We start from the raw sequence: 19546 nt of genomic DNA, 5'->3' as shown, positions 1-19546 counted from the left end.
TGTATTTTCTCCTTTACGCTCCTCGCTCTTGGCGAGGAGTTGTTCCTCGCCATAGGGCGGGTAGTTCGAGCGTATTAAGCGCTTTGTTGTTGCTGTCTCGGACTCAACACGGGCGACAAAAGTCCCAGCATGTCAAAGTCTGTGAATCCATCTTTGAAAAACACAGGCTCGTTCGGTCCATTCATGCCTACTAACACTTCTTCACCACGCATGGCTTTGAGCTGACTAATGAGCAGACGTGGATTGAAAGTGATGGAAAAGTCCGGAAGAGCACTCTTCGCCAAAATGGTGACCCAGTCACTGCCTTGTCCATATTGTTCGGACTTGGACTCGACATGGCATCCTTCTTCCCTAAACGTCAAAGTGACACGGGGAGCGGATGTTTCACTTAAAATTCCGATGCGTTCAAGCGCTTGAAGCCATTCCAAGCGGTTGAGTCGTAACTGGTATTGGAGTGGTTTTTGTGCGATGAGTCGGTTGATATCTGGATATTTTCCCGAAAGCGCACGCATCATCACTTGATGGCTGTCATCATCCCAGGTCACTTGAAGTCCTGATTCGCCAAACTGGATGAGGACTTCTTCATCGTCATCTTCGGGCAAGTGCTTTACCCACTTCGACAATGTTGTGGCTGGAATGATGAGATGTGCACTTTCCAGACTCTCCAATGTACATGAAGCGGTACTCAAGCACAGTCCGTCCGTGGCTGAAGCTTTCAACTGACCGTTTTCAGCGACCAGGTACACTCCCGTGAGAATAGGTCTCACCTCACTGGTTGAAGCTGCAAACGCTGTGTACTGAATCAGCGCTTTCAGTTTAGAGGCGGATACTCGAAAGACTTCTCTCTGATCGTCCTGGTATTGATACGCCAAAAAATCTTTTGGATCGATTCCAGCCAGTTCCATGTGGGTTTTGCCAGTGCGTATGGTTAACTTGGTCTTTTCGGTGGAGAGAGTGAGTGTATCGTGGCTGCGTGTTGCCATATCGGATAACATCTTGTACGGTACGACAGCTTCACCGGATTGGTGAATGGTTACAGGGGTATTCATGGCACTTTCCCATACGGTCACGCGTGTCGTAGCCTCCATGTTACTCGTGGTGAAATCGACACGAGAGTCGTCCTGGTTGACCGCGATCTTGACGAACCGGGCGAAATTGGTCGCCTTTTCTAAGGTAGTCTCTTTCACTTCCTGCAAGGCTTTTACTAAAGCCACCTTCTGTATGTCGATTTTCATTTGTTGATCCGCTCCTTTTCGACCTGCCCTACTGAGCAGGTCTGATGTTCTCAGTCCCTGCACAAGCAGGAGGAAAAAAGCGTTTTTTAGGCACCTAAAGCGTTGGTGTGTGATTCCTCGATATTAGGGAACCATACGTCCTTTAACGTGATATCCAAAAAATCTGTTCGGTACACAAAATCTGCATCCGACAGTGCTTCGACAATCCATACCCAAGCGTGATCCATATCTACTCCTCCTCCGTGTTCCGTGAAATGACAAAAAGCCACCGAAACACAAATAAGCCTTTCCACCTCTGCTTTTTCGCAGTTGGAAAAACTTCTTCTTGTGTCTCCGTGGTTCGTTTCACGGTTGGGCTCTTTGCCCTCATTCAGTTCATGGAACGCTTACTTTTGCGTCTCGCGCTACTCCGCCTGACTTCTTCGCCTCCACTACTCCACCCATCCTTCACTTCTTCGCTCTCGCTACTCCATGACGGTAGGCTTCTTGGCTTCGGCTACTCCGACCAGGTTTCTTGGCGCTCACTTCGATGGTTCGCTCTCTTGGAGCGTTGGGTACTTCCCCATCCATGTCTTTGTTCAGCGTTTCTCCCTCTTTCCAAGCTCGGCCCATGGATGGCTGTTTGTGACCATTGAGTCTTGTGAGGGACGCTCGGCGCTCTCCCCGATTGCTAGCGCCAGGGGTCCAGATCCCTTGCCAGACTTGTCTCGTCTCGTTGGCATCTCAGCCAGGAGATTGTCTCTTTCTCCTTACCACACGGCAGCCGCTTTGTTCCGCGAAGGGATACTGCTAAAGCCTTTTTGTTCTGATTCCTGGAAGTTTCTTCGCTGTCGCTACTCCGCTTCCCTCAGAACCGATAGGTGCCCGAAGAGACCCGAACCTTCCTATCCGCTTCACCCACGTGCGTCCTAAGCTATTTTTAGCCTAGAGTCTCACTTGTGGAGACATGGAGTTTTCTATGGGGTATTCTTTATGGCTTCATTCTCTAGCAGATTTTTCTGTCTGTCAAGCATAAAAAAACCGCCCCCTATTCGGGAGCGGATGATGTTAAGCTTCTTCTTTCAACAATACGGGTATGCCGTAGTAGCCTTGTTGGTCTTCTCCTAAAATTTGAACGGTAATACCTTCGCCCAGTTTAGGTGGTGTTCGAAGTCCGAGTGGATTGACTCTGATCATACAACCAGGATGTACTTCCGCCATAATGACACGTTCACGAAAGTATTTGGTTTTTACCCGCACAACGGTTCCACGTCCAAGTTTGAGATTTGTCTGATAGGGATTTTCCATCAGATGACAACGGCTCACCAAAATACGATCTTGATTGCGAGAACGCATGATACGCACGGAGAACTCTTCGCCAATTTGACCATTCTGGCGATTTTCTTCTATCCAATCGTACCATGACTTCGGCATAACCCCTAAATATCCACCTACATCCAGGAGATATGATCCTTTTCGAATCGCTCGAATAATGCCTGTGGCTTTGTTTCCTACCTGTCGAACACGTTCGGCGTTCAGACGACGAAGAATCGCCAATCCTTGTGTACGATTGATCAGCATCGTCATGTTACCGGCATCCTTGATATCAAAATCCTGAACCATGCCACAAACCCAACGTCCAATCAGATCAAATGGATCTTGTCCAGCTTCAAGGCCAGAATACTTAGGCTCGATGGGCATCATCACTTTGCCTGCGCCGACATCGCCAATGAAAAAGGTTCTTTGAACTCCATCCACTTCCACCTTCTCCATACCCAACAGGTACACTTGTACGACCGTTTTCGCCCGCTTCCAGTTCGGCACAGCCATCCGAAAGTCGGTTTCTGTTAGTGCCAGGGGTTCCGAGCTTCGCGACCCATCAGCAAAAGTATTCACATAGACGACACGGACGTTTTCCATTCGAATCACACTCCAATTTTTATTTAACATAGAACTATCTATAGATTATCAACAAATACCAAAACAAAAGTGCCAAAAAAACGCCTAATTAACGCTTCTTTCTCTGAAAACCACAAGATTCACAGATCCACTTCTCCTTTCCATCCCGTTCCATTAAGGTTAAAGGTTTCTCGCACATCGGACATTGCAAGAAACTTATTGCTCCGTCGGCAGCATTTTGCTTTTTCAAGTCGATCCGTTGAATAGCTTGTGGTTCTGCCTGTGGGTTCGCCTGATGAGCCAACTTGCGGAAACTGGGCATTACAGGCGTTGTAATCGCTGTTGTGGATGACTGTTTCGAAGGTGTAGATTTCTGTTCTTTCCATGGCTGAATAGGTATTCTTTCCAGCCATGTGTCAGGTCCAGATGCATTTTTCATGACCGTTTCTGATGGTTGGATAGATGCTTTGTGTCCAGTGGATGGAATCCACTTCTCCAAACGTTTTGAGGATTGAACCGCTCTCTTTAACGGATGTTGCTTTAACCAATCATCTGCATAGGATGTGATGCCTACGACAGGACGTTGCGCCTCATTGTTTTGAGTGATCGAAAAAATCGCTTCGTTGGCCTTGAGACCATATGACAAGTCTTCCACGCGAAAACGCGGATCGACGGCTTCTGTTCGACTGACTTTCCGATCCAGATTGCGATTGTCAAACCCAAAGAATCCAAGTTTATTTTCGGAATGCGTTTCCCGAACCTGACGGATCGAACCGAGTGCATGTTCCAAGAATTTTGCATCGTCCGGAGAAGGAGAGGGAAAGTAAATTTTGTTCCGGCAACTCCCTTCGACGACATCCTGGAACTTCTTGCTGACGTCGAGCAGCTGTGCACGTGCTTGATAGGCGAGCATTTGCCCAACCCGATATTTGCGTGCCTGTGAAAACATTTCGGTGTACGCTTCCGTTCCATAGACCGCGAATTCGTCCACATACAAATAAACGGGACGCCGGGTATTCTCATCCCCTTTGCGTCGCAGCGTATACATCTTGAGTGTGACCAGAAAGAGTTTCCCAAACAGTTTCCCCTCCGGCTGATTCCCGGTTATGACCGCCACCAACCGCCCTGGACGTGGTCCCTCAGGATTGAGTAGTTCTTTCAGGTTGAGTCCTGGCAAGCGGGATGTGCCCAAGACATTTTGTAGACGTGGGTTATACGCGATTTCCCCCACAACAATTTTGAGTCCTTGGGTGATTTTTTCGAGTTGATCCAGTTTTTGCTCGTTTCTTGTATCGATTAAAAAAGAACGAGCTACAGCAGACACCATGTTTTGTGTATTGGGAGGAAGCGCTTGAAATCTGGCTACAACATCCGCCCTCTCGTGTTCCCATTGGGCTGTGAATTCATCGAGTGGATCAGATTTTTTTCCAGATGGTTTGAAATTTCTGGTTCCTTGAGAGGAACAGTCTTGTATCATTTGACAAATGGCACGGAAATGGAAAATATCCGTCACCAAATTGGCAAACTGAAGGAAGTCTGTTTGTGGCCAAAGGGAAACTTGAATTTGAATGACACTGCGTAGAAGACCATCTTGTGCGTTTTGGAAAAACCCTTCTTGTTTGCCCATCTTCTCTTTCAAAGCAGCTTGTACATTATTCAGAATGTCGGCGATGTTCCCACCGCCAAAAGGGTTGAAGGAAACCGTACTATCTAAAAAAGTCTGGTCTTCCTCATCATCACTGCGAAGATCGATGATATCCACCGATAGACCAAAGGAGCGAGCCGTTTGAATAGCCTTTTCGGAGAATTCTCCATCCGGCTCAACGACGATGACATCCATCTGCCAACCTTCTGCCATTGCTTTGAGATCTTGATAGATCGCCTTCAAGAGGATACGGCTGGTTTTACCTGTACCAATACTGCCTAGCAAAGCGGTATTTAAAAAGCGATCTTTTCCCTCGATGCGAATAGGCTTTCCTGTGTCGCGATCGACAGCTAATTCGATGGGAGAAATCGGGTAATTTTCTTTGGGGATGGGTTGGGTTTCATCCAACGAGACCCAAGAGAAAGCTGACTGCCATTTGGCTCTTTGGTGAGCAGGCAGCATCCGATAGATCAGATAGAGTACTAGGATGCCCCCTCCCACCACACATACAAGAGCGATCACCCAGGGATTTTCATGAACCACAGGATTCGTTGTATTGAGTGTTTGTGTTTGAGCCGTTAAGCGCTGCAAGGGTGATCCCTTGGCCACTGTAAAGAGCGAAGTGGGTACAGGGTGAAGAACCTGTTGTTGCCACGAGGCCACTTGTTGATGAACTTTGGCCACGATATATCCAACCATGACCAGAAACGCTATCGTACAGGCTGTGATGAGTGTGCCAAAAACGCGGTATACGGTGCGATACAGACCGTAAAAAGCACCTATCGCTATGACGATCCAGAACCACGGGCTAGCCAACCATCTGGCCATATCCGCAGGTGGAAGAAGTACAGGTGGTTTCATCAAGCTCGCCTCCTACAACAACGCCAGAGCGAGAAATCCAAACACAGCTATGCCGCCAATCATATGGTCCCAGGCACTTCCCGTAGTGAGGATTCGTATCCCCAATCGCTTCGACCAAGGCCAAAATAGCGGTACGCCTCCCGCTATGGCATCCGCAATCAGATGCAGGATGTAGCCAATCATAAGACCAAGAACCGCTACATGTACGTCAGAAAAAACGGTATGGACGTGCCAAAGCCCGTACCCGAGCATAAAAACAGCGATAAGGCTGTGCGTGAAGGTACGGTGTTTGGAGAACATGGCTCCTACACACCAAAGAGCGATAGGGATGGTCGCCTGCCAAGATAGATGATGTTTCCAGGCGAGATACGCGAGGAGTACCGCAATGAGTCCCAATCCCAAACGTCTGGAAAAATTGCGAGAAGTCCGAAAAGCAAGCGTCAATACGATAACCATTCCCCAGGCGTCGAGAGAGGTTTCTCTGTGAAGTAAAAACACCATGCCCACCAACAAGGCAAAGACGGGCAAGGCCATGAAACGCTCCAGATCGCGAGAAGCAAGCGCATTTGGTTCATCGAGATCGGGCAAAAGTGAGCCGATGATAAACGCTGCGACAAGAATGGCTTGCAAGATGAGCACGTGCGGGATTGACTGCCAGCTGTGGCTCAAAAGGCGGCGCATGGGTTCCCAGGATTCGTGGAGTAGAAAAGGTGTGGCCACGACAGCCCCCACCGCGCCAATTCCCATATGAGAACGGCCCAACATAAAAAACACCCCTTTGTGTAGAAGTACACTTTCTACAAGGAGCGTACCATGTTTTTTAATAGCAAAAGCGCCAATTAAGCGCCGAATTTCGAAAGCATAATGAGCCATGCCACAAATCCTGTGGTTGCTGCTATCCAGGTAGTGGTGAGTTGCGTCGTTCGTGTTTGATGTCGCGTAAAAAAGTAGGCGACAACAGTCGGTGTTCCTATGCACACAACGAGCCAGATCAGGAAAGTGAGCGTAGCATGATGGTTCATTTTAGACAACGCGTCCTCGATTGGTCGTATAGGATACCCAACATTCCTGTAGCGCCGCATAAAGATCGTCTTCCATATCCTCTCGATTCTTTAATGCCCACTGAATATAGTCGATAGGCACATCTTCTAACGGTTTCCCTTTGTGCTTGCCAAAAGGCATCGTCGTGATAGGGATACGTGAAGCGGCATAGGCTATCAATTCTTCGACCTGGTCACTTTGAGCCATACGTTTTCGATAAGTGAGCAATTCTTGCCAAAACACATGCGCGGTCACAAATGTATCTCCAGCTGCGCTATGTGCCATATCCGCGTCGAGTTCAAGACCAAGCCAATAACGCAGGTATTGATTGGTGTGTTTCTGTGCTTCTGGCCACAAATGACGAGCTAAACGGTAGGAACAGATCCACGGACGATGGGTTTCCGGCAAGAAAGACCGATCAAACTTGGCATTATGGGCGACCAGTACAGCGTCCTGGATATGCGTCAGAACGGTTGGCCACACTTCTTCCCATGTGGGTTTGTCTTTGACCTGTCGATCGGTAATGTGATGCACTTCCGAAGCTTCTGGCGGTATCGTTTGTTGGGGATTGACAAGCGTCTGATAGAGTGGGCGAATGCCGTTTCTGCTCACCTCGACCAGTGAAATGTCCACAATCCGATGGAGAGTTGGGTCTAGACCTGTCGTCTCTGTATCCAGCACCACAAAGCGTGTATCCTGTATACGCATGTAGGTTCACTTCCGTTTTTGGTGTCCTTGCCGCACGGCAGCCGCTTTGTTCCGCGAAGGGATACTGCTAAAGCCTTTTTGTTCTGATTTCTGGAAGTTTCTTCGCTGTCGCTACTCCGCTTCCCTCAGAACCGATAGGTGCCCGAAGAGACCCGAACTTTCCTATCCGCTTCACCCACGTGCGTCCTAAGCTATTTTTAGCCTAGAGTCTCACTTGTGGAGACATGGAGTTTTCTATGGGGTATTCTTTATGGCTTCATTCTCTAGCAGATTTTTCTGTCTGTCAAGCATAAAAAAACCGCCCCCTATTCGGGAGCGGATGATGCTCAAAGCGCAAAAAGCAACAGTTGATCTTCATCTTGGGATTTTTGTACCTTTTTCGCTTTCTTTGGCAACTGTTTCGTCCAAGCGCCCAAGGTGAACCATTGATGTTTGTTTGTCTCCACAGTATCGATGACCACAGATTTAGATGTTGAAAAGAGATCCAGATCATCCCATTCGTCCACGGGTTGATCCGATGTCAACTCTAACGGTACTTTGGCCAAACGTTTGGTTTCTATGGCCAATCGTTGCATTGCTTCGTGAACTTCTTGTTGAAATCTCGTTTCTTCTAACATCCAAACTCCTTCTGGAATGTCTCGATCTGCGATACTTTTCCACTTGGCACTCAGATCTTGAACGTCTCCCAAGCACGCAGCTATGGAATAGGCGGATGCCGATTTTTCATCTTTTTCGGCAAATGCGGCTACTTCCGAACGATCCATTCGTCCTTCCAAAAGCAACGCGTGGGTTCGTTTGGCCAACATGCGCTGAAACTGAACCATTTCATAGGATTGAGAATAGACGTAGTACAACACTTTGCATTTACGGTATTGTCCAATACGCCAGGCGCGTCGGGCAGCTTGCCGCATAGTCGCGATCTCATCTGTAAACTGATAAAAAATCAGTGTTTGGAAATCCAACAAGTCCAGTCCAACTTCCACCAGTTTGGCGTTGCAAATCACAACTTCCACCCCGTCTTGTATCGCTTTCTCCAACCAATCCACTCGTTCTTCGGGAGATATAGTGGCTTTCATGACACGGGAAACCATACCGTGACGTTGAAGTATGCTGTGAATACGTTCGTCCTGGGCAGCTTCTCCACTATAGCGTACATAGACTACACAGCGTCGGTTGTTTTGCAACTCCTCTTGGATGTCTGCGACTAATTGACGTTCTTTTGCCGATTCCTCATCCTCGGAAAGTGGAGCAAGAAAAGTTATGGTTTGGTCGATGCTCACAGGTATCTCTTGTTGAACATCAGCCCGGTTCGCGGCATTGACGACTGCCGGAATGAATCCCGAAAAGGCATTGTGATTTCCTGCTGCATACGATTGTTTCATCGCCGTTTCCAGTTCTTGATGAAACTTTTGATAAGCCAGGGCATGTTCCTCATCCATTGATACGAAAACAGGTCTTTCTTCTAATTCCACTAAAGGCAATCCCAAATCCCCCAATTCCAGGAATACGGTTTTATCTGCCAAGTGATTGACGAACAACTTGGGCGATAAACCAGGTATTTCTCTGGGGGGATTGAACAAAATTTTTCGCGAAGTATTCCCACCTGCGGAAACTTTTTGATCTTTATCATATCGCCCTGTCTGCTCCACAGAACCGTAGAGGTGGACAAATTTATTGAGCGATTTATGATCGAGGCCGTCTCGAATCAGTCCTGTTGGATCGATGCGCCACAAGAGATGAAACAGGCTGGAAGCTTTGCCGTCCGATAATGTACCGGTCAGACCTAATACCTTTTTGGCAGCACCCACAATCGCCCCCATAGCTTCTCCTTGTCCAGAGAGTGATTTGTACTGGTGCAACTCGTCCACGATCACCAAGTCGATCCAGTTTGAAAAATACTTTTGGATGAACCAGGCGGGTTGGAGTCTGCGTCTTCGAAGTCCCGGTACTTTTTCTTTCGTCGGATCTACAGAACGCATCAAGTTATGTCCACAGGCACAACAATGATATTGGGTGATATTTTTCTTCCATTCGATATTCCCGTTGACTTTATCCACGGCTAGATCTGTCCAAGAGAGCTTATTTTCCATCAGCCAGGCATCCAATGGACCGTCTCCACGTGATGTAGACTTCGGATGAATCTGTACAGCATAGCAATCCGGACATAGCCATACGTCTTCCACGACGAAGGTTCTATGGGCCTTGTCTGCGGTTCCTGACTGTACTTCCCCAACGGACGAAAGGATAGGTTTAACCGGTTGCTTGAGACCTGTACGATCGGAAAGTATATGTTGACTTTTGTAGATTAAGGCAGGCACTTTCGGCATGCCCATTTTGGCAGTATCGCGAGATAACAATAAAAATTCCAAGCGATCTTTTTTTCGCTTCTGAACTCGCTCACGCCAGTACTGGATTAATGTTCGCCAATCTTTGAGTACGGTAACGTGTGCTTGTGGGAGTGTTTTCTTGATTTCAGCCTGTAGCCATTTAGGGATAGTGATCCCTGGGACCAAAAGAAGTGTAACAAAACCGCTTCGACTTGTTTGAGCCAGTGCGTGAGATACGGCTAGAGAAACGATACTCTTCCCCGTGCCCATATCCGAACTGACAATCACGCCTTTTTGTTCTTTTAGACCTTTCAAAATCGCTTGAGCGGTATGGGCCTGAGCCGGAAAGGGTACGCGACTCATCGTGGCAATGGCTGGATCAATGGGATCGTCCAAGTCATGCAAAGGTTTGGCGATGCCATCGATGGTGGTGGCCAAATGTGGCGCATACACCTGCAAGTAATCTGTGAGAGCCATTTTCCCGTTTTCGTCGATTGGTACGGCATCAGCGATCGCCGGTGCGTTGGTCACGCCGTTTGGCAAGTGGATTTTCTTTGTGTTCAACAAGTCGCCTAAGATTTCACAAGCCTTTTCTTCGGTCAGTTCCGGACTACGTTCAAACGCTTGAAGGCCACGCCATTGTTCGACCGCATCTGATGTCCAAACCTCCAACGGATGAATGAAATTCAGGGCTTGACAAGTCTCCCACAACACTTCTTGCCACTCAGGAACCATGGGTAAGTTGAAATCACTCGCAAATCTTTGCAAAAAAACTTTGGCCAAGTTATCTTCGCCTGGCAACAGAAATATACGGGATTCCTCTGCGGGCAATACCTCATCAACAGCTGCCTTGGGAAGTAACAACACGTGTGTTAATGTTCCTACGCTTTTTGCGATCATTCGATATCCATATTTCTTGGTAAGCAGACTCTTTTGTTTGCGCTCGTCCTGAATTTGTTGAATGAGCTGACCTTTGATGATCCTAGCTGCTACAGCTCGAACATTTTGGTCGGTATCAATGAGACCGGTTGCCAAAAGTTCGACTCCCTGGTCAGTGGATTTTGTGACCGTGAAATGTGCATGTGCTTGCATCCAGTTGGAATCATCAGAAAAAATGAGTTTTTTCATCTTAGCCCGCTTCACAGAGCACATCTCTATGGAAGCTACCGCCCCCAAGAGAATGTGCTTGGGAGCGGATTCGCCTCCTTTAGATGGGATTATTCGATGGTTCGTATCGTTCCATTGGCTTCAATGGTTCGGACAGCCGTAATATAAGATTCGGAATCTACAATGACTTCTGTTTCATCATCTTTTTTGACGATATCGCGAGTGACTTTTTTTCGGCTCATACCCACCACCATGTGTCGGTTTTCATCAACTCCAATGGCTCCGTTCAACACTCCACTGGCTATCAGTGTGGCCATGTGTGTGCGACGAAACGGCAGCAATGGTCGGTGAAGTTTGTGATGGGGATCGTTTCCGTACAACATATTGGAAGCTATTTGAAAAGCCTCGGAATGTAGCAAGTCCTGCGCTAGTTCTGCCTTGTCGTAGACGTGACCTCGAAAGAGAATGGGTCGTTCTTCTACGCCGGGTATCCCCCAGGTACGGCCATCCTGAATATCGATTGTAGGCAGTTTGGTTTCTTCTTTACCTACCCACAAAAGTGTATTTCGAGTGACATAATCGGCTTCTGTGAGATCGGAAATTCGAGTGATCGGTTTCTGTCGTTTTTGTCCGAAAATCACAATTTGTTGGTACACCGCGTACTCTCGATCCGTGAATCGATATACACCTATATCGGTGAACCGAAATATAAGACTATCAATGATCGACTTGGTGAGCACGTAGCGCGGTATGATGTATACCAATAGACCGCCAGGTGTCAGCCACTTCGTGGTATCTCTTAAAAATACCCACTCACTGCGCAGCCCTTCTGACTTTTGCCCTGAAACTTCGTCATAGGGCGGATTGAGGAATAGCAGACTCATGGACTCTTTTTCGATCCGTGCTCGTTCAAAAGCAACATGTACGACCTGATCAAGGCGTTTTTGAGCTTCAGCAGCTCGTTGACCGTCAAGTTCCACGCCATACGTAGCTACGTTTGAGAAATGTTTGGCCAATCGCTCCAGTGCTTCACCTGTCCCACAACAAGGATCAAGTAGACGAATGTACGCTTCCTTGGGTTCCAGTCGTCGAACCACTTGTTCTACCATGCTGATAGGCGTTGGGTAATAACCTGCTTTGGCGATACCTTCTAGTCTCATGCAGATTTCCTCACGTCTAAAAACGCCAGCAACAAGAGGTCCTCCCTCCGCCTCTGACGTTCAGACGGAGGGTTCACCTCCTTGGGTATTTTTCGGATTTAGCGCATAGTGATATATGTCACAAAAAATGTGGCCATAATACCGGCGATGGTAGAAAAAATCACGACCGCTCGATCTACTCTTTTATCCAATTTTTCTTCGATAGATTCAAAACGTTTATCCATCAAATCGAAACGTTTGTTCACGTCATCTTTGAAGGAAGTGAGTTCTCCACGCAAATCATCAATGCGCTGATTCGTCATCTTTATCTGATCACTTAATGCCATCCAGGGCATCATCAGTAATTGATTTTGCTGTTGAGACAATTCCTTCTCATCCATGACGTGATTCACATCCTTCCTCATCTATATCCCCCGTCTGTTTTACGCGGACGGGGGTGTCCCTCCGCCTCTAACGTTCAGACGGAGGGTTCACCTCTCCTTCGTTAAAAAATATGAATGTGTTGGTTCAGCAGTGCTCCGAGTAAAAGGAGTATAACCGATCCTAAAATCCCCCAGAGAAATCCTGGCTTTTGCAGCATTTTGTTTTCGAGCGAATCGATTCGTTTCTCCACCGCTTCAAAACGTCTGTCTACGGCTTCAAAACGTCTGTCTATGGCTTCAAAACGTCTGTCTACGGCTTCAAAACGTCTGTCCATATCTTCTTTCAAATCATCAATGCGACGATTCACGGCATCAAAACGTTCGTTGATACTTTTTTCCATGGCATTAAACCGTTCATTGATACTTTTTTCCATGGCATTAAACCGTTCGTTGATACTGCTGTTCATCTGTTGAATTTGGTTGCTAATGAGCAGCCAAGGCATTTCCGTCACGTTGCCTGGTTGACGCTGATGAGATTGCAGTTCGTCTTCCATTTGGCTCACTTCTTTCGCCCGTTCTGACATATCGATACCTCCAGTGTAGCACGTTTTTCAAAAAAGGATACGGCTCTACACATGAATGACGCTCAGATTAACTGGCTTGCTGTAGTAACAAGTTCGGGAGAATTGAATCCAAAATGCGGTTCGCCGCTTTTTGAATGCGCATCCCACTTGCCTTCAGCTGATCTAGGGCGTTTTCTCCTGACCAATGAGCGATATATCCGAACGAATACGAGGATGTATCCAATCCCAGTGCGTCGGCTACGACAAAGGCCACCGATTCCGCTTCTAATTCTCGAATTTTGGTGTTCACAACCTTTTCCTCAGAAGGGACATGGAGAAGTCCATGCGCCCATTCGTGGATCAGCGTCTTCGCCTTGTGTCGACCTTCCAGGCTCTCCAGCAAGGAAATCCGCTGCGTGGCAACGTGAAAGCAGCCGTTTGCCCCTTCTAAATCGTCTTTCTCATCGATAGGAAACGGACAGGCTGTACGAATTGTAGACCAGTTTTCCCATGCACCCTGGAGACGGTGGATGGGGATTTCAGGTAACGGCTCGCCCTCTGTTTGAGAGATATCGAAGACGGTAGCACCGCGAAATCCTTTTAGAACGGTTTTGCCGAACTCTTCGGTCTCATCATCCTTTTCTTTCACCAACATCGGTGCGATGATGGTGATCCCTTTTTCACCTTTACGCACGTGCCGTCCAAGTTTCTTCCACGCTTGATATCCGGCCACATGTCTGGCATTCGGACACTGAAAAAGAATGAGCAGGGTGTTTTGAAAACTATAGCTGTGAAATTGGGCTTGAAAGCGCAGATAGTTTTTCCACTTTTCTTCAGACAAGAGCGTTTTCAGTCCTTGCTCCAACCGTTCTAAGGCATCCTGAACTTTTTCGTTCAAATTTAATCGCTCCTTCATACCGTCCCTTACCACGGGGACGGTAAAGATGTCCCGCGTGGTCGGGCGTGAAGCAGCTATTTTTCCTAAATGGGGTTACTTTCGTCCGGCATGAGCCAAAGACGATTGTTCAGACAAGTCGACGAGCAGTAAAGACGTCCATCCTGATCGTTCCATGCTGTCTCCCGAGAAAAATGTTTTCCACAAAGCGTGCAGCATATCACGGCCGTGTTTTTTTCAAGGGTGACCGCCTCCAACAGACAGAGTTTGAAATCCGAAAGGATCACGGTGTCGTCTGGAATGGCGAACCCATACACCAGATTCCCATTCGTTGGCCACATAGAGCGTGACAATCGCATTCAGTTTCTGATCGACCACCACATGGATGGGGCGGTCATCCCATTCGCCTCGTTTCATGACAAATTGCTTGTTTCGTTGGACCGTGACGCCGTGTTTTGCGACGTTGGTCACGACGTCAATCGGTACATGTCGTTCGACTAATCTCTTGACGGCATGTTCTTTGTACGTTGGATTCGTCGATTTCATAGTAGACACTCCCATCCTCCAGTTGACCTCGATGAGCCGTAAAGATGTCACTCAAGGTACCATCGAGGTAATGACGCAATATGTGAGTCAATAGGGTTTCGTCGTCCGCTTGGAACCACATCGGGATACTCATATCAAGCACCTTTTTTCATCGAAGTGTTGTCCGGATGAATGACGGTCAATGGGCAATCCGATACATACGCGGCGATCCATTGTCCAGCAAATGTTTCCATCTCTAGATGTTCGACGCTTTCCGCATTGTCGATATAGACCGGTAACACTTCTGGCACCGCAAGCGACATGAGGAGTCTCGATATCTCCAAGTCGCACCGCACTCGTTCGGAGGTGGAGAGTGTGCGATAGGGCTTGTCGTTCCAGGTCAACCCAAACGCTTCTTTGATTTCCCCATCCTCATTGACCGTGTACAACTCTATATGCGTGTAGACGAGTGGTTCATTGAGTTGTTTGTGCTGGATCTGAACATATCGCCACTTGAAGTTTTTCACGGCTTGAATGTTTTGCTTGATTTTCTCCAGTTCATGAAGGACCTGTTCCAACTCACGTCGATTTTGTTCACTGCTTTGACGAGCGTAGTCCCACATCATCTTCTTTGACTGATACTCCACCATCGCCGCTTTTTCTGCTTCGGCCAAGGCAGCATAATCTGCCAATGTTTGTTTCATTTGCTGGATTTTCTCTCGCAGTTGACGCGTATGCTCCGGCTGGGACAGTTGTTCGATCTTCGCCTTGAGCGACTCTCCCTCTTCCTGAATACTCTTCAGGAGAACCTGTACTTTACCGTTATGGGCGTTGCGTTTGTTTTTGGCGATTTCTTGCTGAGTTTTCGGCAACGGCTGATGACACGTTGGACAGTTGGCCTCGATGTCCGGTAACAACTGCTGTTTGACTTCGATGTATCTTGCGCGCGCTTGTTGCAAGCGGGTTTGCAGTTCCTTGATTTCTTGCGGCACTTTTTCCAAAAGAAGTTCCAAACGGGTCAACTCCTTTTGGGTAGCCGCGATTTCGGCTAACTTGGCTTCTCCAAGCGTCGATTGGAAGGGTTCTGGTTCAGGTTCCGCCAGTTTCGCTTTCCAACTCTCTATGGCACCTTCCAGGCGCAAGGCTTCTTCTTCATGCTCCTTGAGTTCGGATCGAAGGGTCTTGAGCAGCACATCCGCCGAATCCAAACCCATCCCAAAATGAACGTTGGATAAATAGGTTCTTTCTGACGGCAAGAGAGCTTCCAGGACTTGTTCGATATCGACTTGACTGACACGTCCCAGTACAAGCTTCGCTTCTTTCGGTTCCAAGCCACTGAAATAGCCAGGAGAGAAAATCGATAAGAACGTTTGAAGTTCTCCAAACCATCCTTCCAACGCCCCCGGTTTGGGCCTGTTGCCATTGACGAGCAGCTGTACCGCCCCTTGTTCAGGTTTGATTCGCAATATCGTAAGAGATTGTCCCTGCTGATTTTGCCACACCGTCTCTACCTTCATGGAACTGGCTCCTCGACGCAGAAGGCGGGTATCCGCGTTCTTCTTTCCTAATGCATCGGTGCCATAAAGACACCACACGACGGCTTCCATCAATGTCGATTTCCCTTGGGCATTGTGAGCGAGAATACGATTTTCACCGGATTGAAACGAAACCGTTTCCTGTTCAAAACAGCGGAAATTCTCCACATGAATTTGCATGAGTTTCATCATCCATCGACCCTTTCTACGAGTGGTTTGGAAAGACACCAAGCCCCACGTAGCCGTGCGGGACTTGGCATTTCCCGCACGGACGGGTTGAATGTAAAAGACCAGCACAAATCAAAGGGATTTCCCCTTGGTTTCGTACTGGTCTTGTGTAGCGCAGCTGAAAACTGCGTAGTATCAATATGAGTTACTTTCTGTCCATTGAAGAGCTTCTTCTAAAGTGATTGAAGAACTAGGTTCCATTTGTTCTGCATACGCATCGAGAGCTGCCATCAAAAAGAGGCTACCCGTCAATGTATGGCAATGTTCACAATAACCAAATGGAGCGTTATGAATCACGACGTTTCGCTCCGGAACTGGATAATCCGTTCCACTAACAGGTATGGTTTGTCCGCACTGTGAGCATTCAACATTTTGTGGAAGCGAATATCCAGATTGCTGATAAGAAATAACAGCCCGTTCGAGAAGCAGTTGCTCATTACCATTCGCCCAGACAGCTGCTTTAAGTCGTAACATGGCTTTTATCCTTTCATCATTGATTTCCCGTTCTAGAAGCATGATATTAACCTCCTATACCGATTTCATGCTTCTATTATAGGGTGTTCTTTGTGCCAACAAATCCTTTTTTCAAAGGTTTTATTCCACATCCAGTACAAAACGGATGGATCGTAAACAGTTAAAACGATGATACGATCTGAATCCTTGGAATAACTAAGTACAAGATGCAGAGGTTTATAGGTTTTGGGACCAGTTTTGGCATAGCCAAGCCAAATCCATTTTTCAACTGATCCATACTGCGGTTCAGATGTCTGATTGTACCAAATGCAGTATCCATTTTTTAAAGCTTCTGCTGATTGTAACGAAGAAATGTTTCGCATAATCTCACGATCATCCAAATGTTTCGTCCAGATGATCGGAATGTTTTGCTCTAATTTTTTTTGCAATCTTTCAGTTTGATATTCCAAATTTTGAGTACCTTTTGTCCATTGCTTTCGACGTTGCACACAATTTCTATCTTTACATGGAATACACATCGTGTCACGCCCATCATCCCTGCACACTGAAAGAGGCTCCCCCCTCTCGTGTGTTGAACGAGAGGGGCTCCCTCCTTTGATGTTAGAATGTTAGACGCAGTTGCTTGGCCTGTTGTGCATAACGTTCATCAACAGTAAAGAGCACAAAGGTTTGTTTGTTTCTCCGAATCTCACAAGGAATCCCTTGGGACTCATAATATCGCTTGGTTTGAATCGCTTTTTTCTCATTTTTGGTAGCTGTCAAATAGACCATTTTCTGTTGCCTCCTTTAGAACGGCATATCATCGCCTAGATCAGGAAGGTCATCTCCAAAAGGATCGTCTCCAAAAGGATCATCCCCGTAGGATGCACCTGTACTTTGTTTGGGTGAAGTATTTTTCGGGGATACAGCAGAATTTGTTCGTGGAGATACGTCTCGATGACCTGAATCTAAAAATCGAACGGATTCAGCCACGATTTCCGCCACACGTACTTTTTGCCCGTCTTTATTTTCGTACGATCGAGTTTGCAGCCGCCCATCTACCGCAGCCATACGGCCTTTTTTGAGGTATTGAGCTATCACTTCCGCTTGTTTTTGCCAAACGACAATTTGAATGAAGTCTGTTTCCCGTTCACCATGTTGATTCGTTCTAGGACGATCCACGGCTAGGGTAAATCCACCCACAGCTGTACCGCTATGGGTGTATCTCAGTTCGGGATCGGCCGTCAAACGACCAATCAGAATGACTCGATTCAACAAGGTTCCACACTCCTTTTCCTTTTTAGCTCGCAACAGATGCGTTTTGATCCAGATGTAACTGTTCAATGAAATACACATCTGGCCATGTATCAGCTTTTTGTTTGGCGTGAACGTAAATGATTCTGCCAATGCCTATCTCCGAGGCCATTTGTATATGCGCCGGGTCAGAAGTGGCTAATTTCATGATCTGACCCTCCCGATCCGCTGCGCGCAAAAACAACCAGGTGAGACCTTCTTGATCCTGCTTGAGTCGTTTGTCGGCCACGACGAGAAGCGTAGGTTCCGCTTTTTCTCCACCCACAACCTGATCCGCGAGGAACAGATCTTCAGGCAATTCGTCTTCTGGAATGGGTTCTACGACAGGAGCAGCTCCAATGAGTGGTTTTTGCTTTAAGAAATCCGTCAATTTCAGATCGTCAATGCCCAACTGTAGGACAAACACCGTTTTCGGCTTTCCTTCGGGACTCACCACTTTGGGGATTACGCGCAACTTCAAGGGAATCATCTTAATGGCCCCGCCTGTTAATGCACGCAACATTTGGATGCTGCTGTTCAGATTCACCGTTGTGTGGTAGCTGGTCGTATCGAGTTGCCAGCACCCAATACCGGGTACTTCCGGAAGGAAAAATTGGAGCTGCCCCAGCTCTTTGCATTTTTTCTCTTGATAAAGCGGACAGTCTTGGTAGGCGCAGGGCATCTGCACTCGTCCACCTTGTCCATCCACTCGATAAGCTACCTCTCCATCTCCTCGACAAAAAAGCTCGTATCTTCCTCCCACGCTCCGATAGCTGGAGAGCCATTGGGGAAAGAACTGATCGGGATCGTCGGAAGGGAAACAGATGGTAATTTCTCTTGGTTTATCCCCATAGACGCTTTGAAACGCTTGGGCTGCCGCTTCACTGGTCGTGTCATCCGCCTTGACGACAAAGTAATCCACAGCAGATGGATACTCATGTCCACTTTTGTCCGAGACTTTTTTCACGCCCAGGTGAATTTTTCCGACACGCGGCACTCGATAGATGTCACTTCGACCTTTGATAGGCATATGTCATGCCTCCTTCATCCAATGTTCATTCACACTTTGTAGTGTGTGTGGATGCTGTTCTTGCGTGGCAAACAGTCTGGCCAAACGGCGTTCGATTTCCTGTTCAGCCTGTACGTGTTCACACCATGTTTGCCAGATCCAGTCCAGTTGTCGTGTTCGATAGGCTGCCCATTCGGCATGAGACATGCGGGCAGGTTTGGTTTGGTGGCGATGGAGGGATTGAAATCCAATCTCTTGAAGTTGTGCCGTGGTTAAACGTTCTGCCGGATGCAATTTGCGGGCCCGGTGATGAGGATAAAGTTTTTGTTTGGCTTCCGTATCGGATAGGCCATGGAGCTTGGCGTAAAAGGCAATCACACCACCTTTACTGTCACAAGCCCAGCAGTGAAAGAGGTCTTTGTCGAGGTTCAGTTCCAGGTTTCCTTTGATATCCCCACAGAACGGGCAATGATCAGCTTTCACCTGGTCGGGACGATAACGACTGACGGGTGTGAGTTGGAGACCTGCCTGCTCGGCGATCTCGCCAATTTTGACCCATCCCATACCAAGTCCCTCCTCGTGGTCGATTCAACACTTGGTACCGCTCCTTTCGTGTTCCGTGAAACGACAAAAAGCCACCGAAACACAAATAAGCCTTTCCACCTCTGCTTTTTCGCAGTTGGAAAAACTTCTTCTTGTGTCTCCGTGGTTCGTTTCACGG

At 47.6% G+C, this 19546-nt stretch carries 20 protein-coding genes; all 20 read right to left on the bottom strand.

Features of this window, described 5'->3' with window-relative positions; translation table 11 throughout:
- Positions 1 to 74 precede the first annotated feature (74 nt).
- Positions 75 to 1235 carry a DNA polymerase III subunit beta gene (gene dnaN / locus BUA75_RS13535; RefSeq protein ID WP_072875132.1) on the bottom strand — a complete coding sequence of 387 codons (1161 nt, stop codon included), beginning with the start codon at positions 1233 to 1235 and terminating at the stop codon, positions 75 to 77.
- Between the two features lie 86 nt (positions 1236 to 1321).
- Positions 1322 to 1462, bottom strand: a complete 141-nt coding sequence (locus BUA75_RS15985; protein WP_165612030.1) for a hypothetical protein — start codon at positions 1460 to 1462, stop codon at positions 1322 to 1324.
- A 220-nt stretch (positions 1463 to 1682) separates the two neighbouring features.
- Positions 1683 to 1847: a hypothetical protein gene (locus tag BUA75_RS16165; RefSeq protein WP_207549768.1), complete on the bottom strand. Its 165-nt coding sequence runs from the start codon at positions 1845 to 1847 to the stop codon at positions 1683 to 1685.
- Between the two features lie 435 nt (positions 1848 to 2282).
- Positions 2283 to 3134, bottom strand: a complete 852-nt coding sequence (locus tag BUA75_RS13530) for a 4-hydroxy-3-methylbut-2-enyl diphosphate reductase (RefSeq protein ID WP_072875131.1) — start codon at positions 3132 to 3134, stop codon at positions 2283 to 2285.
- 88 nt (positions 3135 to 3222) lie between these two features.
- Positions 3223 to 5619, bottom strand: a complete 2397-nt coding sequence (locus BUA75_RS13525; protein ID WP_072875130.1) for a type IV secretory system conjugative DNA transfer family protein — start codon at positions 5617 to 5619, stop codon at positions 3223 to 3225.
- Positions 5620 to 5631: 12 nt separating this feature from the next.
- Positions 5632 to 6492: a metal-dependent hydrolase gene (locus BUA75_RS13520; RefSeq protein WP_129583657.1), complete on the bottom strand. Its 861-nt coding sequence runs from the start codon at positions 6490 to 6492 to the stop codon at positions 5632 to 5634.
- Between the two features lie 150 nt (positions 6493 to 6642).
- Positions 6643 to 7368 carry a putative quorum-sensing-regulated virulence factor gene (locus BUA75_RS13515; protein WP_072875129.1) on the bottom strand — a complete coding sequence of 242 codons (726 nt, stop codon included), beginning with the start codon at positions 7366 to 7368 and terminating at the stop codon, positions 6643 to 6645.
- A 326-nt stretch (positions 7369 to 7694) separates the two neighbouring features.
- On the bottom strand, positions 7695 to 10823 hold the full coding sequence (locus tag BUA75_RS13510; protein WP_165612029.1) for a helicase-related protein: 3129 nt from the start codon (positions 10821 to 10823) through the stop codon (positions 7695 to 7697).
- Positions 10824 to 10912: 89 nt separating this feature from the next.
- Complete coding sequence (locus BUA75_RS13505) at positions 10913 to 11962, bottom strand: DUF6094 domain-containing protein (RefSeq protein WP_072875127.1); 1050 nt, start codon at positions 11960 to 11962, stop codon at positions 10913 to 10915.
- Between the two features lie 98 nt (positions 11963 to 12060).
- A complete protein-coding gene (locus BUA75_RS13500; protein ID WP_207549767.1) occupies positions 12061 to 12342 on the bottom strand; it encodes a hypothetical protein in 282 nt (93 codons plus the stop codon).
- Between the two features lie 104 nt (positions 12343 to 12446).
- Positions 12447 to 12908, bottom strand: a complete 462-nt coding sequence (locus tag BUA75_RS13495) for a hypothetical protein (RefSeq protein WP_072875125.1) — start codon at positions 12906 to 12908, stop codon at positions 12447 to 12449.
- Between the two features lie 67 nt (positions 12909 to 12975).
- Positions 12976 to 13785, bottom strand: coding sequence for an ArdC family protein (locus BUA75_RS13490; protein ID WP_072875124.1), 810 nt, complete (start codon positions 13783 to 13785; stop codon positions 12976 to 12978).
- Between the two features lie 234 nt (positions 13786 to 14019).
- Entirely contained in the window at positions 14020 to 14328 is a 309-nt protein-coding gene (locus BUA75_RS13485) for a DUF4258 domain-containing protein (RefSeq protein WP_072875123.1), read from the bottom strand.
- A 134-nt stretch (positions 14329 to 14462) separates the two neighbouring features.
- Positions 14463 to 16022, bottom strand: a complete 1560-nt coding sequence (locus BUA75_RS13480; RefSeq protein ID WP_165612028.1) for an AAA family ATPase — start codon at positions 16020 to 16022, stop codon at positions 14463 to 14465.
- A gap of 183 nt (positions 16023 to 16205) precedes the next feature.
- On the bottom strand, positions 16206 to 16586 hold the full coding sequence (locus BUA75_RS13475; RefSeq protein WP_072875122.1) for a hypothetical protein: 381 nt from the start codon (positions 16584 to 16586) through the stop codon (positions 16206 to 16208).
- Between the two features lie 23 nt (positions 16587 to 16609).
- Positions 16610 to 17032 carry a hypothetical protein gene (locus tag BUA75_RS13470; protein WP_129583654.1) on the bottom strand — a complete coding sequence of 141 codons (423 nt, stop codon included), beginning with the start codon at positions 17030 to 17032 and terminating at the stop codon, positions 16610 to 16612.
- A 112-nt stretch (positions 17033 to 17144) separates the two neighbouring features.
- Positions 17145 to 17315, bottom strand: coding sequence for a hypothetical protein (locus BUA75_RS15980; protein ID WP_165612026.1), 171 nt, complete (start codon positions 17313 to 17315; stop codon positions 17145 to 17147).
- A 15-nt stretch (positions 17316 to 17330) separates the two neighbouring features.
- The gene (locus tag BUA75_RS13465) at positions 17331 to 17801 is read right to left on the bottom strand and encodes a single-stranded DNA-binding protein (RefSeq protein WP_072875120.1); all 471 of its coding nucleotides are present in this window, start codon (positions 17799 to 17801) and stop codon (positions 17331 to 17333) included.
- Positions 17802 to 17823: 22 nt separating this feature from the next.
- Positions 17824 to 18846, bottom strand: a complete 1023-nt coding sequence (locus BUA75_RS13460; protein ID WP_072875119.1) for a recombination directionality factor — start codon at positions 18844 to 18846, stop codon at positions 17824 to 17826.
- Between the two features lie 3 nt (positions 18847 to 18849).
- Positions 18850 to 19389: a CHC2 zinc finger domain-containing protein gene (locus BUA75_RS13455; RefSeq protein WP_072875118.1), complete on the bottom strand. Its 540-nt coding sequence runs from the start codon at positions 19387 to 19389 to the stop codon at positions 18850 to 18852.
- Positions 19390 to 19546: the final 157 nt, after the last annotated feature.

The sequence above is a fragment of the Alicyclobacillus tolerans genome (genome assembly GCF_900142255.1).
In the GTDB taxonomy this organism is placed as follows: Bacteria; Bacillota; Bacilli; order Alicyclobacillales; family Alicyclobacillaceae; genus Alicyclobacillus_I; species Alicyclobacillus_I tolerans.
This window is presented reverse-complemented; position numbering and strand designations above follow the sequence as displayed.

Coding starts and splice junctions, on each gene's coding strand:
- dnaN (WP_072875132.1), bottom strand. CDS start 1,235: ATGAAAATCGACATACAGAAGGTGGCTTTAGTAAAAGCCTTGCAGGAA.
- BUA75_RS15985 (WP_165612030.1), bottom strand. CDS start 1,462: ATGGATCACGCTTGGGTATGGATTGTCGAAGCACTGTCGGATGCAGAT.
- BUA75_RS16165 (WP_207549768.1), bottom strand. CDS start 1,847: ATGGGCCGAGCTTGGAAAGAGGGAGAAACGCTGAACAAAGACATGGAT.
- BUA75_RS13530 (WP_072875131.1), bottom strand. CDS start 3,134: ATGGAAAACGTCCGTGTCGTCTATGTGAATACTTTTGCTGATGGGTCG.
- BUA75_RS13525 (WP_072875130.1), bottom strand. CDS start 5,619: ATGAAACCACCTGTACTTCTTCCACCTGCGGATATGGCCAGATGGTTG.
- BUA75_RS13520 (WP_129583657.1), bottom strand. CDS start 6,492: ATGGCTCATTATGCTTTCGAAATTCGGCGCTTAATTGGCGCTTTTGCT.
- BUA75_RS13515 (WP_072875129.1), bottom strand. CDS start 7,368: ATGCGTATACAGGATACACGCTTTGTGGTGCTGGATACAGAGACGACA.
- BUA75_RS13510 (WP_165612029.1), bottom strand. CDS start 10,823: ATGAAAAAACTCATTTTTTCTGATGATTCCAACTGGATGCAAGCACAT.
- BUA75_RS13505 (WP_072875127.1), bottom strand. CDS start 11,962: ATGAGACTAGAAGGTATCGCCAAAGCAGGTTATTACCCAACGCCTATC.
- BUA75_RS13500 (WP_207549767.1), bottom strand. CDS start 12,342: ATGGATGAGAAGGAATTGTCTCAACAGCAAAATCAATTACTGATGATG.
- BUA75_RS13495 (WP_072875125.1), bottom strand. CDS start 12,908: ATGTCAGAACGGGCGAAAGAAGTGAGCCAAATGGAAGACGAACTGCAA.
- BUA75_RS13485 (WP_072875123.1), bottom strand. CDS start 14,328: ATGAAATCGACGAATCCAACGTACAAAGAACATGCCGTCAAGAGATTA.
- BUA75_RS13480 (WP_165612028.1), bottom strand. CDS start 16,022: ATGCAAATTCATGTGGAGAATTTCCGCTGTTTTGAACAGGAAACGGTT.
- BUA75_RS13475 (WP_072875122.1), bottom strand. CDS start 16,586: ATGCTTCTAGAACGGGAAATCAATGATGAAAGGATAAAAGCCATGTTA.
- BUA75_RS15980 (WP_165612026.1), bottom strand. CDS start 17,315: ATGGTCTATTTGACAGCTACCAAAAATGAGAAAAAAGCGATTCAAACC.
- BUA75_RS13460 (WP_072875119.1), bottom strand. CDS start 18,846: ATGCCTATCAAAGGTCGAAGTGACATCTATCGAGTGCCGCGTGTCGGA.
- BUA75_RS13455 (WP_072875118.1), bottom strand. CDS start 19,389: ATGGGATGGGTCAAAATTGGCGAGATCGCCGAGCAGGCAGGTCTCCAA.